Origin of the sequence: Achromobacter sp. JD-1 (assembly GCF_038594925.1) — a bacterium.
Lineage (GTDB): Bacteria > Pseudomonadota > Gammaproteobacteria > Burkholderiales > Burkholderiaceae_B > Achromobacter > Achromobacter spanius_C.
Genome location: NZ_JBCGCS010000013.1, coordinates 165,054 through 177,330 on the forward strand (window position 1 = coordinate 165,054; position 12,277 = coordinate 177,330).

Here is a 12,277-nt window from a genome sequence, read left to right on the forward strand (position 1 = left end):
TGCTGCATCGCTGAGCGGCTTGCACAGCGGGGGCGGACTCAGGCAAGGGCGACTCAGGCGCGGCCGGCGGCAACTGCGCGGCGCTGACGCACCGCTTGCGCCAGCGTGTCCAGCACCGGTTCCGTCTGGGTCCAGCCCAGGCAGGCGTCGGTAATCGACACGCCATGGCGCAAGGGCTGCCCGGGCTTCAGGTCCTGGCGGCCTTCTTCCAGATGGCTTTCGATCATGACGCCGGTAATGCGGGCGTCGCCCCGCGAAAGCTGCGCGGCGATGTCTTCGGCCACATCGATCTGGCGCAGGTGCGACTTGTTGGAGTTGGCGTGCGAGCAGTCGATCATGACCTGCTCACGCTGGCCGGCGGCGCGCAGGGCGGCGCAACAGGCGTCGACGCTGGCCGCGTCATAGTTCGGGCCTTGCTTGCCACCACGCAGGATCACGTGCGTGTCCTGGTTGCCGCGCGTTTCAAAAATGGCGGCCATGCCCATCTTGGTCATGCCCATGAAGGCGTGCTTGGCGCTGGCGGCCACCATGGCGTCGGCGGCAATCTGCACGCCGCCGTCGGTGCCGTTCTTGAAACCCAGCGGGCAGCTCAGGCCAGAGCTTAGTTGGCGGTGGCTGGGGCTTTCGGTGGTGCGCGCGCCGATGGCGCCCCAGGCGATCAGGTCGGCGATGTATTGCGGGCTGAGCAGGTCCAGGAATTCGGTGGCGATGGGCAGGCCCAGGCCGCTGATGTCCAGCAACAGTTCGCGGGCACGGCGCAGGCCTTCGTTGATGCGGAAGCTGCCGTCAAGGCGGGGGTCGTTGATGTAGCCCTTCCAGCCCACGGTGGTGCGCGGCTTTTCGAAGTAGACGCGCATGACGATCAGCAGGTCTTGCTTGTGCTGGTCAACCGCGGCGCGCAACTGGCGCGCGTAGTCCATGGCCTGGCCGTGGTCGTGGATGGAGCAGGGGCCAACGACGATCAGCAGGCGGTCGTCACGGCCATGCAGCACGTCGGCGATCTCGGCGCGGCTTTTTTCCACCAGGGTCTGGATGGCAGGGGATACGGGTAGCTCGTCTTGCAGCAACGCAGGCGAAATCAACGGACGCACGGCGCTGATGCGGGTGTCGTCGGTGCGGGTGTTGTCTTGGGTGGAGTCGGCCGTGCCGACCTCGCGGTCGTGCTGGGGGTCGTCAATGCGGGTCAAAGGAGGCTCCGTGCCATCAATGCGCGGGGTTGCGCAAAAGGTGCTAGATGAGTGAATGGTCGCCATTATCGCACTGGCGGGGCGGGCCCGCCGCCATGCGGTTGCGTCCGTCTGGCTGAGCCGTTGGCGTTGCGGATCGACAACGGATCGGGGCAAGAGCGGGCAGGTGTTCTCAAAGCTACGCCTATCGGCGGGGAAATTGCCGTAGCCCTTTCTGCATGACGACAGATCGCGCGCGAATGCCGTAGCATGAACCCCCAGAAAACCAGCGGTTGCCCGCAAGGGCCCGCCCTATGAATAGCGCCCTATACATCAGGACGGAACCGTAATGCCCAAAACAGACGTTGGCGCCGCGCGACGGATTCTTCTGGTCGAAGATCATCCGGTCGAACGCGCCTACCTGCAGAACATGCTGCTGGCGTTGGGCTATCGGCGCGTGGCCGGCGTGGGCAGCAGCACGGAAGCCGTCAGCGCGCTGGGCCGCCAGTTCTACGACCTGGTGATCAGCGACATCGTCATGAGCGACGGCGACGGCACGCATCTGCCCAATGAATTGCGGCGTCTGGTTGACGTGGGCCGCCTGAAAAGCATGCCGCCCATCATCTGGATCAGCAGCCTTAGCGAAGAACTGCTGCAGTCGCATGTGCGCCTGGCGCTGCAGGCAGGCTGCCCCTCGGCACAGGCGCTGTCCAAGCCGGTGTCGCGCACGTCCATGCATCAGGCGGTCAAGACGGGCCTGGCGGCGGAGGACGTGGCGACGCCCCAACTGCAATCGATCCGCCGCGAAGTGATCGAAGCCGAACTGGGCCGCGCCCTGATCACGGGCGTGGGAATGAGCGTCGTGCTGCAACCGCAGATGAGCCTGTCCACCGGGCAGGTGGTGGCCGCCGAGGCCTTGTCCCGTTGGGATCATCCCGAACTGGGATCCATTTCCGCCGCTGATTTCGTGCCCGCCGCGCATCGTTTGGGCATGGATCGGATGTTGTTCCTGCGGGTGACGGATCGTGTGCTGGAAGTGCTGCAAACGCTGCACGCCGAGGATATCGCCGTGCCCATCGCCATCAACGCCTCGTCTTCGACGCTCTGCTCGCGCGACCTGCCCGCCGTATTGGAGAAGCGGGTTGCGCGGGCGGGGTTGCCGGCCCGGCTGGTGAAGGTGGAACTGACCGAGGACGAGCCGGTCAACGATTGGCTGGCGCTGTCCTCGGTACTAAACCTGTTGCGGGTGCGCGGCTTTGAATTGGCGATGGATGATTTCGGGGCCGGTATCGCGTCGATGCGGCTGTTCTCTGCCATGCCGTTTACCGAATTGAAGATCGACCGCGATTTCATCGTGCACATGCATCGCGAAGCCGCGTCGCGCGCGGTGGTGGCCGCTGCCATTGAAATGGGCCGCGTGCTGGGCCGTCGCGTGGTGGCCGAAGGGGTCGAGCAAGAGCGCGACCTGCAACTGCTGCGCGAATTGGGTTGCGACGTGGCGCAAGGCTATGGCCTATCCATTCCCTTGGAGCCCGACGCATTTATCGACTTCCGCCGCCGCCACTGATCGGGCGGCGGCGGCTTGGCAAGGCGGACATCGCCTGGCAATAGCCGCGCTGCCTGCCAATAGCCCCTTAAATACCCGACACCTCAATATCGCCCGGATAGTCCACCGAGAACTTCAGCACGGTTTCGCGGGACTTACCCGGCTCCAGCTCCCATTCCCAGGCGAGCTTGCCGTCTTCTTCGCGCTTGATGTCGCGGTCGGCGGGCGACAGCAGCTTGACCACGATCTTCTCGTTGCGAGACACCGGCAGCCTGTCCTTGAACACCACCTGTTCCTTGGTGGCTTTGTTGTTCTTCACCGTGATCTTGTATTCGTAGGTCACGCGCTTGCCGCTGCCGGAAAACCCCGTGCTTTCGGTAAAGCGGTTGACCAACTGGCGCTTGATCGAGATGCCGTCGTCGGCGCCCATCGCCAGCTCGAGCTTTTCGCCCGGCATTACGGCCTTGAGCGAACTGCTTGCCACGAAGGCGTCGTCCAGGAACGTATTGAGCGCGCCGGCCAGGAACGGAAACTCGGTGTTGTTGTTGGCCTGGGCGGTCAAGAACACCGCTTCGCGCAGCGCGGGCGTGGACTGGTACTGCAAGGTGGCGGGCAGCTTGGTCGTGGTGATGGCCACGCGCTGCGAGGTGTTGTCGGACGCCAACGTGGTGGGGGTCTTGATCTGGAACGACGCGCTGGTGGCTTCGTTTTGCACTTGCGCGGTCTGCACGTCGACGGGTTCCGGCATCGCTTCGGCCATGGCGGCGTCCGCGTAGGCCTGGTTGCCCAGCAGCGGCGCGCGCTTTCTTGCCATTTCGCTGGCGATGGGGGCCGGCGCCGCGGCGGGGCGTGGCGGCGGCGGGGGCGCGGCCACGTCAATGATCCACGGCGTCAAGGCGGGCGCGCCGCCACCCAGGGCGGGGCGCGCGGTGGACAAGGTCAGCTTCACGTTGTTCCAGTCTTCGCCTGTGTTCTGCCGCACCACGCCGAAATAACCCAGCTCGACGCTGCGGTCGGCGGGACGCAGGCGCGCATCGTAGGCCGGCGTCCAACGCGCGCCGCCCACCGCATACGACACCGCCAGATCCACCTTGCCGGCGCGCGCCAGATTAACCCGTAACGTGACGGTCTTGCTGCGGCGGCTTAACTGGGTTCGCACGACGTTCAACTGGCTTTGCAACGCGGACAGTTCACGTTCCAACGCCTCTTTGCGTTCGGCAACCTGGCGCAACCCCGCCAAAGTCTTGCCCAAACTGTCGGCGCTAAGCGTCTGGATGGCCTTCAGTTCGTCCAGCGTCAGACGGGCGCTGTCCTTGGACGGCTCGGTGGCGCCGCGCTGCATCATCAGCACCAGCTCGCGCTGGTTCTCCAGCACGGCGGCCTCGTCGTCCAGGCCAGCCAATTGGCCTTCCAGTTTGCGTATCTGTTCCTGCAGGGCGCGGACGCGCTCATTGCTGGCGTCGGCTCTGAAGGCGTCACTCACCTTGACGTCCAGCAAGGCGGCCTGGCCCGTACTCTTGGCCGACACCTGAAGGGAATTCTCCTGCAGTGACGCCGGCAGGTTTTCAAGAACCAGTTCATGTTCGCCGGCCGCAAGCTCGCTGCTGGCGGAACGGGTCACCACCGCGCGGTCCTGATACACCGTTACCGCGCCGATGGCCGAGCTTAGCGCGGCGGCGGCGCCCAAGCCGGGCAGGGTTGCAAGGGCCAAGGCCAAAAGGGTACGTCGCACGGAGTCACCTATCAACAAGAAGAAAGGGGGAAGGGCCGAAGCAATCATCCGTCTCTCAGGGACGGATCATCGGTAGCGCAATGTACTCTTCCGTTGCCGGATCGGGTTTTACTGAACATGACAAACGCGACAGGGCAATACGCCACTATCCCTTGGCGGCGGGTTGGTCCGGATGGGCAAGTTGGCGCAGCATCGCAACAGCATTCCCGGCGGCGATGGACCGGTCGTGACGGCGGTAGGCCATGTCCAGCAACGCGTGCGGCGCGTCACCTTTGATGGGTCGGTATTCGATGCCCTCGGCCCCCATGTGCCGCATGGCGGCCGGGACCACCGAGATGCCGACGCCCGCCGCAACCAGGCTGACGATGGATGCCATCTGTGGCGCCTCCTGAATCACACGCGGCGCAAAGCCCGCACGCTGGCAGGCCGACTGGATGGCGTCATACAAACCCGCGCCGATGGGCCGTGGGTACAGCACGAAATCTTCGTCGGCCAACGCGGTAATCGGCACGCTGCGGCGGCGGCTCAGCGCGTGATCCGGGGGCAGGGCGACCAACATGGGTTCGTCCAGCACGCGCTCGGACTCGAACTCCGGGTCCAGTAGATAAGGGGGCCGCACAAAGGCGACGTCCACCTCGCCCAGCCGCAGGCCGCGCAGCAAGGAAATGGTGTTGCTTTCGGTGAGCGTGACGCGCACGTCGGGGTAGCGGTCGCGGTAGGCGCGTATGGCGCGCGGCAGGTAAGGGTGAAAGACGGCCGACGCCGTGAAACCGACGGTAATCGCGCCGCGCTCGCCACGCCCCAGCCGACGGGCCGTATCGATGGCGCGGTCGGCGCTGGCCAGAATGGCGCGTGCGTCTTCAAGAAACTGCGCGCCCGCCTCGGTCAGGTCGACCCCGCGCGGCAATCGCAGGAATAGCGGTGTGCCGATTTCGCGCTCAAGTTGTTGAATCTGCTGGCTTAACGGCGGCTGGCCGATGCCCAACCGGGCCGCCGCCCGCGTGAAATGGAGCTCTTCGGCCACAGCCGTGAAATAGCGCAGGTGTCGTAGTTCCATCTTTTAAAAATATGGTGGGTGCAAGTTTCATATATTGGACATATGAAGGTGAAAAGTCTACTTTTCTTCTACGGGCCACGAGCCTGTTTGCCCTTCGAGATTCCAGATGTCTACCCCCTCCGCCAGTTCTTCTACGCCCACCCCCGCCGACTATCTGGCGCGTGGCACCCCTGAACTGCGCCGCGCCCAATGGGCCTTGTTCGCTGCCGGTTTCTCCACGTTTTCGCTCTTGTATTGCGTGCAGCCGCTGATGCCCTTGTTCACTGGCGCGTTCGGCGTGTCGCCCGCGCAAAGCAGCCTGGTGCTGTCACTGTGCACGGGTTTGCTGGCCATCGCGATTTTCTTTGTCGGCCTGTTCTCGCAGGCGCTGCCTCGCAAGCGCATCATGGCGTGGTCGTTGCTGGCGTCCGCCGTGCTGGGCACCGTCGCCGCCGTGGCGCCGGACTGGCACAGCCTGCTGGTATTGCGCGCGCTGCAAGGCGTGGCGATGGGCGGCGTGCCCGCGGTCGCCATGGCCTATCTGGCTGAAGAAATGGAACCCGACACGTTGGGCTTTGCAATGGGCCTGTACATCAGCGGCAGCGCATTCGGCGGGCTGTCGGGCCGCGTCATCACCGGCCTGGTGTCCGACCATTTTGGCTGGCGCGCCGCGCTGGGCACCCTGGGCGTCGTGGGCATCGTGGCGGCCGCGTTGTTCATGTGGTTGCTACCGGCGTCGCGCCGCTTCACCCCGCAACGCGGGCGCGGCTGGGCCGGCGTTTGGGGCGATGTGCGGACAGGCGTGGGCGCACACATGAAAAACGGCCCGCTGTGCGCGTTGTTCGCCATGGGTGGGCTGCTGATGGGCGCCTTCGTCACCGTCTATAACTACGTGGGCTTTCGCCTGCTGCTGCCGCCGTTTTCGCTAAGCCAGACCTTCATCGGCTTCATCTTCGTCGTGTACTTGGTGGGCATCTTCGCGTCCACCTTCTTCGGCCGCCTGGCCGACCGCCACGGCCGAGGCGCCATGCTCTCCGCCGCCACCGGCCTGGCATTGGCCGGACTGCTGCTGACGTTGTCGGACACGCTAGGCATTCTGATCGCCGGCATCGTGGTGTTCACCTTCGGCTTCTTCGCCGCCCACGCGGTGGCCAGCGGCTGGGTCGGCCAGATGGCGCGCGGCTACAAGGCGCTGGGCGCATCGCTGTACTTGCTGGTGTATTACGTCGGATCCAGTGTCCTGGGCGCCTGGGGCGGACACTTCTGGGCCATCAACCAATGGCCGGGCGTGGCCGCGATGGCAGGCGGCCTGTTGGCGATCGCACTGGCGATCAGCGCGGGGTTGGCGTGGCGGACGAGTGGGGTGCGTGGGTCGGATGTCAATCACCCGGGCCTGCTGCGCAGATGAACCTGTTTGCCTTTGTGATCGACAAAGATGATGCCTTTGTCCATGCCGGCATAGCGGTAGAAGTAGCGCGTGCTGGATTTGACGGGGCGGGTGTCGTAGGCGGATAGGTCCGCGCCTGGGGCGCATAGGCGCTCGACTTCCTCTGGCCAGCGGAAGGAATTGGCTTTGTGCTTGATCCAGCGGTCAAGAAGGGGTTTGAGGGTGAAGAGGTTGAAGAGGATGTCGTAGATATTGAAGATATCGGTCCATCTGCCGGTTTTGGTTACGTTGTTGTCGCCGGTGGGTTTCCGGATTAAGCCCTTTTCGACGAACTCACGGCCCGGTTGGATGGCATCTAGGCCATGCTCCATGTAGCGACGTATGAACTCTAGACGCTGAAGGTTGTGTTCCAACGATAGATTGTCATAGATGTCAAAATCGCCTTCCACGCCAAAAGGTCTCTTTCTTTTTCGGACGCGCTCCGGATCCGCGGAAGGCTGCTGCATTATCTCCAGATAGGGAACAGGGAAATACAGCCGCAAACGATAGTCATGACCGAATTCGGTGTAGGGTCGGACGTCACGCCAGGGGACGTGCATGACTGCCTCTCCATAGGTCACATGCACTAACTGCGCCTGCCGATTAAAGCGAATACGGCACTGCGCTATGCTGGTTCCTAACCACAAAAAGAATGATGCGAATAGAAAGAACGGGACGCAGATTAATATTCCTTTGACGTGAAACTCTCCAAATAGCGGAGCTAGTACAAATACGATGGTCAGGGACATGGGAACGCCTGCCGTGGCTAGCTGCATCAAAAACGTGATCTGTCCTTCGACGCGAGGTTCGATGTAGCGTTCGTTGAACTGATCGACGTCCGATACATCATTGGATAGCCATACCTGCTCTGGGTCCATCGCGTAGCGGATGTCGGGCAATGCACCATGATTCGTCTGCTGATCGAGGTATTCGCATTGGCGCTTGAATTCGACTGCAGCATCCGGGACGGTTGTGGGATCAATGGTCCGGAGTTCCTTCACCATAGTCGGTTCTCCTTCATCACGAAGTCGGCGTCAGTGAAGCCGTTAGGCCGATACTCGACGTTCGTTGTACCGAATACAGTGTTGGTGCTGATTCGGATGACGCCTATCTTGTCCTCCACCGCCACCAATTCTGGATCTTCGTAGTGCATGCTCGGGCCGGAGATCTCCCCAATGCGTGGGGATTGCTGTTGGCTTATGGCATATTGGCTGACTTCCGGTCTCCACCCTGGCAAACGAACGGTGATGGTTCGGAGGTCATTTGGCATGCCCACGGCTGCAGCGATCGTGGCTAGTGGCGAACGGTTCACGAGCTTTAGCAGTGCTACGTCGGATTCGATGCTGGGTTGTTGAAACAGTCGGTGGAATTCCCGCAGCTCTTCCTCGTCACTGGCAAACGGCGCCTGGTTCCCGCGTATACCCCATACGCTTCGCGTGATCCAGGTGGTGATTTTGGCTTCGTCGGCGGCACTTTTATGAAATAGACGGAGGACGTGGTAAAGGCCTTCGGTAGCAAGCAGGATCCAGCCGATTGATCCGGCGCTCATGCGAGCAATGGCCTCGCCGCCGCGAACCATTGCAAAACCCGATTCAGCCCACCGTTCGAGGAACCGGAAGTTCAGCTTTCCAAACAAGTGCAACATGCCCACTCCGCCCGCCGCCATTTGTACCGAGCCGCTGGCGAAACTGAGGCGAGCGGCTACGCCAGTGTCCGTCTGCGCGGCATCCCACCAATCCTTCGCCCCAATTGCCAGCGCCGCCACCGCAGCAGCGCCAATCGCACTCAACTCCCACCGCTTCGCCGCCCCATCAAACGCCCCAGCCAGCTCCGTCTCCCCCCGTAACTTCGCCAGATCCCGCTGTTTCTCAAACCCAAACCTCGTCATCGTGGCCCCCGCCGCGCCAACTCCCAGAACCTTGCCGGTGGCGTTCAGCGCGTTCCCCAAATTCATGCCATCTTCCCGGCCCAAGGCCTTGAACGCTTCCCCCGCGCTGTATACCGTGGCGAACGCCGCGACGCCGCCTAGCGCCAGTCGGGCGTTGTGCCAGAAGCGCAAGCGCTCGGGTAGTCTCTGGCATTGCGCCAGCCGCTCTTGCACTTCTTCGGTGTCATACAGCGTGACCAGGGTTTGCGCGGCGCGGTCCACCGTCTGGGGGCGAAAACCGTTGACGCCTGTGAGGCCCAGGCTTGTGCGCATCCAATTGCCTACCTCGCGCAGCGGCACTTCGTGGGCGCGGGCAAGATTGCCGTCCAGCACCTCCATGATGGGCCGGTAGACGCTGGTCCAGTATGCGCCGGGCGATTTCAATTGCCCGTGCGCGACCAGTGCGCCCAGCATCACACTCAGTTGGTTGGATGCTCCGTCGGCCGGTATCGTCGTCAGTACTTTTTGCAGCGCGGCCAATGGTGCATCGACCGCTGCCTTGGCGACGATGACCGTGCCCAGCTCGGTGTGGTCGAGCATGGTTTGCGCGGCCGCTTTGGTATAGCCAAGCACTTCCGGTGCGCCCAATACCGCTTGCTTGAGCAAGCCGATGGGGCCGCTCGGTTGCACTTGCTTGATCAGGAAATCGTGGCCGGCTTTGCAGTGGATGAGCCCCGGCAACGTGTGGCCGACCAGGCAACGCAGGTCCAGGTAGCCCGTGGCATCCGGCGCGTGCGAATCGACGAGTACGTCGTAGACCTTTTGATGGGTGTTGAACAGGGTCCAAAGGTCGGCGGCGGCCAGTACAACCTGGTCTGTGTAGTCTTGCAGCCGTTGCGGGTGTTGCTTGATGAACTTCACGCGTTCAGTGTTGCGCGCGTGGGCGATACGTTTGCGGTGCGCGGCCAAGCGAGCGCGATTGGCACGCTCGCGAGCGGCCAATACGGCCGGCCCCGTGGCGCCCGGCGGCATGGCGCTTCCGATGGGATCGTTACGCGCCACCTGATTGCCCGCCGCCTGGCCCGCCAGATCGCCCAATTGGTCAATCATTTTCGACACCCGCAACTTGCGCGCCGCGTCCGCGCTGTACGTTTGCAGGTCCGCCAGCCGGCTGCCGACCAGCACGTTCAGTTCGCTCAACAGCCCCGCCAGATCGCGCACGACCACGGCTTGCGGCTCGACGTCGGTGCGGGGCCGCGTGGCGGCGGTCATGGCGTTCAGGATGGATGGGATGCTGTCCGTATGGGGTTGGCTTTCGCTCCAGTCATAGTTGCGCAGCGCGCTTGGGGCCAGTTCGCGCACATGCGCAAGCAATGCCGCCGGGAAGGCGTGCTGTTGTTTGCCGCCGATGGGTTTGACCGGGGTGGCCAGCAGGGTTTTCCAACTTGATTTGTCGTTCTCGATGTCCCACAGCACGGCGTGGCTGAGCAGGGTGTCGCTGACCAGCACGTGCAGGGTGTCGTCTTTAAGATCGGGCGGCGCCAGCAGAAAGTGCGCCGCGCCCGCTTCGTCGGGCACGGCTTTGCGTCCGGGCACGTCACCGGCGTAGTCCGCTTCCGTCCACCAGATCGGCGCGAAGCGGATGTTGTCGGTCACCTGGTAATGGCGTGTCCACATCCGACCTTCTTCGCGCGACAGCAGATAGACATAGCTACGCGGTCGCAGTACCCGCAAGCCGTAGGCTTTGCCGTTGCTCAACGCCGGATAGGCGGCGGTACTCAGCGTGGGGAACACCTTCGCATCGAAGGGTTCATCCGTGATGCCATAGCGCAGGGGATACAAGGGAATGCCGCGCTGGCAAGGTGGCGGGGATATCGCCTTGCCCAGCAGCTTGGCGCTGGGGTGGGGCGGTTGCAGCGCCTTGGGACATTGCAGGTGAATCATGGTCGGCTTCCTGATGCCAGGGCGGCGATCCTGTTCAGCCGGAGCTCGGCTTGATTCAGGCGCAGTTGCCCAGAGACCTCGCGGCGTGCGAGGTTCGCGCGCAATTCGGCATCCTGTTCAAAGGGCGCTTGGGGAAAGTGCAGGCGCAGCGTGATGTAGTGGCGGACGTCGCGCTCAAGTTGCAGATTGATCTGGCCGGCCTCATCGGCAAACAGCGCGATCTGGTGCAGTAGCCTGGCGTGGGCTGTTGGGTTGTTTGCCGCCAGATCGGCGGGCACGTGGCGGCGCGCCGTCTCTCGCATGAAGTAATCGAAGCTGGCGCGATTGACCGCCTCTTCATCATCCGACGACAGCGCGAAGCCTTCATGGTGGGACGCCGCGTCATTGGACGCAGCGATATCCGTTTGCAACCATTGCGCGCCAGCCTCGTCGGCGCTGCGCCAGATCAGCCCCCGGATGGGCCCCATCAAATCCGCCAGCCGATGCGTTGACAGGCCTTCGCAAAGCTCTTCCAACTGGCGGGTGGCCGTCAGGTTGAAGCGCATCGCCAAGCCGTCGGGCGCTTGCATCAGATGCAGTTGCTTCAGATGCGCGCTGGCCGGCGCGTCATCGCCGGTAAACAACAGCACGCCCATTTGCCGGGGCGCCCAATCGTCAACGAAGGCCTGCAGCAAGGGCGCGGTGACAGGCGTCAGCAGCGGGCCATGGCGAAAGCCTGGCGGCTGGTACTCCCAGTTGGTGCCGCGCCATAACCAGTGATGATCGAATCCGGGTTTCAGCGCGGACACCTCGTGCTCCAAGGTGGCGGACCGTGCGCCGTCAAGCCAAAGCCACGCCGTGCCAGATCCAGTACCCGTGCCGTTATCAAGCCCGGTCGGGCTCTCCATGCTGGGCGCTTGCACGACGCGCACGGTCTGGCGGGGCCAGCCGGTATGTTCAAGGGGGGACATCATCAGGCGCCTGGCATGCCGCAAGGGCAGGGCACACGCGGGCAGGTGCCGTCCGCGCGCAGTGCACAAAGCAGGTCCATGGCAAGCCCGGGGGCAGCGGAACCCGCCATCGATGGGGCGCTGGCCGCGCCCGCTTGCTGGCTGAGCGGGCCTTTGAAGACGATTGCGGAGGCGTCCAGGGTGATACCGGCGTCATCAATCGTGATCGTGCCGCCCGGCCCTTGGATCACCACGCGTTGCGCCGCCTGCAATTCCAGCGTGACCGTCTTGCCTTCGATCCGCTCGCCGGCATGCACCTGGAAGTGGCCTTGCACCTTGTGTTCAACATGGCCGCCGGTTTCTATCCAATGGTTCGCGGCCGTCTTGTCGCGGCGGTTGTTGCCCACGTCTTCCGTGCGGTCGCGGCCGGTGTCTATGGTGTGGTTGCGGTCGATGGTCAGGAAGTCGTCTTGCGCGATGGCGTGACGCCGGTCTTGCCCGATGTTGACCTGTTCGTCGTTGCCCACCGTTTCGCTGCGGTCGTGGCCGATGGTGATGGTTTCATCGTGCTCAACCTGTTCGCTACGGTCGTTGCCAACGAAGGTGGTTTCGTTGTGGTTGACGTGGATGT

9 protein-coding genes are annotated in these 12,277 nt (G+C 63.5%); 2 read left to right on the forward strand and 7 right to left on the reverse strand.

All coding sequences use genetic code 11. The features are described 5' to 3' along the window. Window positions 1-53: 53 nt before the first annotated feature. Entirely contained in the window at window positions 54-1,187 is a 1,134-nt protein-coding gene (locus tag WBR68_RS20330; RefSeq protein WP_127184648.1) for a 3-deoxy-7-phosphoheptulonate synthase, read from the reverse strand. Window positions 1,188-1,515: 328 nt separating this feature from the next. On the opposite strand from WBR68_RS20330, the gene WBR68_RS20335 reads away from it, so the two are divergent. Further along, a complete protein-coding gene (locus tag WBR68_RS20335) occupies window positions 1,516-2,733 on the forward strand; it encodes an EAL domain-containing response regulator (protein ID WP_050444706.1) in 1,218 nt (405 codons plus the stop codon). Window positions 2,734-2,800: 67 nt separating this feature from the next. Here the strand turns inward: WBR68_RS20335 and WBR68_RS20340 are convergent, their stop codons facing one another. Beyond that, complete coding sequence (locus WBR68_RS20340; RefSeq protein WP_230695077.1) at window positions 2,801-4,444, reverse strand: mucoidy inhibitor MuiA family protein; 1,644 nt, start codon at window positions 4,442-4,444, stop codon at window positions 2,801-2,803. Between the two features lie 145 nt (window positions 4,445-4,589). Then, on the reverse strand, window positions 4,590-5,501 hold the full coding sequence (locus tag WBR68_RS20345; protein WP_050444707.1) for a LysR family transcriptional regulator: 912 nt from the start codon (window positions 5,499-5,501) through the stop codon (window positions 4,590-4,592). A 106-nt stretch (window positions 5,502-5,607) separates the two neighbouring features. On the opposite strand from WBR68_RS20345, the gene WBR68_RS20350 reads away from it, so the two are divergent. After that, window positions 5,608-6,888 carry an MFS transporter gene (locus tag WBR68_RS20350; RefSeq protein WP_230695078.1) on the forward strand — a complete coding sequence of 427 codons (1,281 nt, stop codon included), beginning with the start codon at window positions 5,608-5,610 and terminating at the stop codon, window positions 6,886-6,888. Here the strand turns inward: WBR68_RS20350 and WBR68_RS20355 are convergent. The 4 genes from WBR68_RS20355 to WBR68_RS20370 all read right to left on the reverse strand — a co-directional run. Further along, window positions 6,864-7,910, reverse strand: coding sequence for a hypothetical protein (locus WBR68_RS20355; protein ID WP_230695079.1), 1,047 nt, complete (start codon window positions 7,908-7,910; stop codon window positions 6,864-6,866). The two genes, WBR68_RS20350 and WBR68_RS20355, sit on opposite strands and share 25 nt — an antisense overlap. Further along, window positions 7,904-10,717, reverse strand: a complete 2,814-nt coding sequence (locus WBR68_RS20360) for a toxin VasX (RefSeq protein ID WP_342490510.1) — start codon at window positions 10,715-10,717, stop codon at window positions 7,904-7,906. Before WBR68_RS20360 ends, WBR68_RS20355 begins: the two co-directional genes overlap by 7 nt. Next, on the reverse strand, window positions 10,714-11,670 hold the full coding sequence (locus WBR68_RS20365) for a DUF4123 domain-containing protein (RefSeq protein ID WP_230695081.1): 957 nt from the start codon (window positions 11,668-11,670) through the stop codon (window positions 10,714-10,716). The genes WBR68_RS20360 and WBR68_RS20365 overlap by 4 nt, the downstream gene beginning before the upstream one ends. Next, window positions 11,670-12,277 (reverse strand): bacteriophage T4 gp5 trimerisation domain-containing protein (locus WBR68_RS20370; RefSeq protein WP_230695082.1); only part of this gene is annotated, 608 nt, incomplete at its 5' end. The genes WBR68_RS20365 and WBR68_RS20370, both read right to left, overlap by 1 nt.

Bases quoted from the DNA above. Each gene is read 5' to 3' on its own strand.
- WBR68_RS20335 (WP_050444706.1), top strand. From the start codon at position 1,516: ATGCCCAAAACAGACGTTGGCGCCGCGCGACGGATTCTTCTGGTCGAA.
- WBR68_RS20345 (WP_050444707.1), bottom strand. From the start codon at position 5,501: ATGGAACTACGACACCTGCGCTATTTCACGGCTGTGGCCGAAGAGCTC.
- WBR68_RS20350 (WP_230695078.1), top strand. From the start codon at position 5,608: ATGTCTACCCCCTCCGCCAGTTCTTCTACGCCCACCCCCGCCGACTAT.
- WBR68_RS20355 (WP_230695079.1), bottom strand. From the start codon at position 7,910: ATGGTGAAGGAACTCCGGACCATTGATCCCACAACCGTCCCGGATGCT.
- WBR68_RS20360 (WP_342490510.1), bottom strand. From the start codon at position 10,717: ATGATTCACCTGCAATGTCCCAAGGCGCTGCAACCGCCCCACCCCAGC.
- WBR68_RS20365 (WP_230695081.1), bottom strand. From the start codon at position 11,670: ATGATGTCCCCCCTTGAACATACCGGCTGGCCCCGCCAGACCGTGCGC.